Genomic DNA, 1,190 nt, shown 5'->3' with positions numbered 1-1,190 from the left:
CCAGAAGTAGGTAGCTTAACCGCAAGGAGGGCGCTTACCACGGTAGGATTCGTGACTGGGGTGAAGTCGTAACAAGGTAGCCGTATCGGAAGGTGCGGCTGGATCACCTCCTTTCTAGAGTAGCACTGGTTCTTGTAACCACATCAAGCGTTCACACTTATCGACTGTAGAAATCAAAGAACAGCAAATTTGGGGCTGTAGCTCAGCTGGTTAGAGCACCGTGTTGATAACGCGGGGGTCGTTGGTTCGAGTCCAACCAGCCCTACCAGTTGCACCAATGGGGGATTAGCTCAGCTGGGAGAGCACCTGCTTTGCAAGCAGGGGGTCGTCGGTTCGATCCCGTCATCCTCCACCACCTGTTTTTACGTAAGCCTTGAGGTTTAGGTAAAAGCAGTATCGTTCTTTAACAATCTGGAAGAAGTAAAGTTTTATTTAAGCGTGTAGAAATACACACTTAGGGTAGTAAAACTCATCATCACAAAGTAGTAAATGCTTGCCTAATAGCCGTCAAGGTTATAGGGACAAGTGAATAAGTGCACATGGCGGATGCCTTGGCGATTACAGGCGATGAAGGACGTAGTAGCTTGCGATAAGCTGCGGGGAGCTAGCAAACAAGCTTTGATCCGCAGATTTCCGAATGGGGAAACCCACCCTTTTAGGGTATCACTCACTGAATACATAGGTGTGTGAAGCGAACGCGGCGAACTGAAACATCTAAGTAGCTGCAGGAAAATAAATCAACCGAGATTCCCAAAGTAGTGGCGAGCGAAATGGGAAGAGCCTGTACGTGATAGTCGGACTGATAGTGGAATGCTCTGGAAATGGCAGCCATAGCGGGTGATAGCCCCGTACACGAAATCAGACCGGTGGTACTAAGCGTACGACAAGTAGGGCGGGACACGAGAAATCCTGTCTGAATATGGGGGGACCATCCTCCAAGGCTAAATACTCGTAATCGACCGATAGTGAACCAGTACCGTGAGGGAAAGGCGAAAAGAACCCCGGGAGGGGAGTGAAATAGATCCTGAAACCGTGTGCATACAAACAGTAGGAGCCTCCTTGTGGGGTGACTGCGTACCTTTTGTATAATGGGTCAGCGACTTACATTCAGTGGCAAGGTTAACCGAATAGGGAAGCCGTAGAGAAATCGAGTCCGAACAGGGCGATAGTCGCTGGGTGTAGACCCGAAA

2 tRNA genes and 2 rRNA genes are annotated in these 1,190 nt (G+C 49.5%); all 4 read left to right on the top strand.

What is annotated here, in order from left to right:
• Positions 1–114, top strand: a 16S ribosomal RNA gene (locus GJ698_RS30230); the annotation flags it as partial.
• A 77-nt stretch (positions 115–191) separates the two neighbouring features.
• Positions 192–268 (top strand) — tRNA-Ile (locus tag GJ698_RS30225).
• 11 nt (positions 269–279) lie between these two features.
• A tRNA-Ala gene (locus GJ698_RS30220) sits at positions 280–355 on the top strand.
• Positions 356–519: 164 nt separating this feature from the next.
• Positions 520–1,190 (top strand): 23S ribosomal RNA (locus tag GJ698_RS30215); the annotation flags it as partial.

This window comes from Duganella aquatilis (assembly GCF_009674565.1).
GTDB classification, from domain to species: Bacteria; Pseudomonadota; Gammaproteobacteria; order Burkholderiales; family Burkholderiaceae_D; genus Rugamonas; species Rugamonas aquatilis.
The sequence above is the reverse complement of the archived record's forward strand: the minus strand, read 5'-3'. Positions and strand labels throughout refer to the sequence as shown.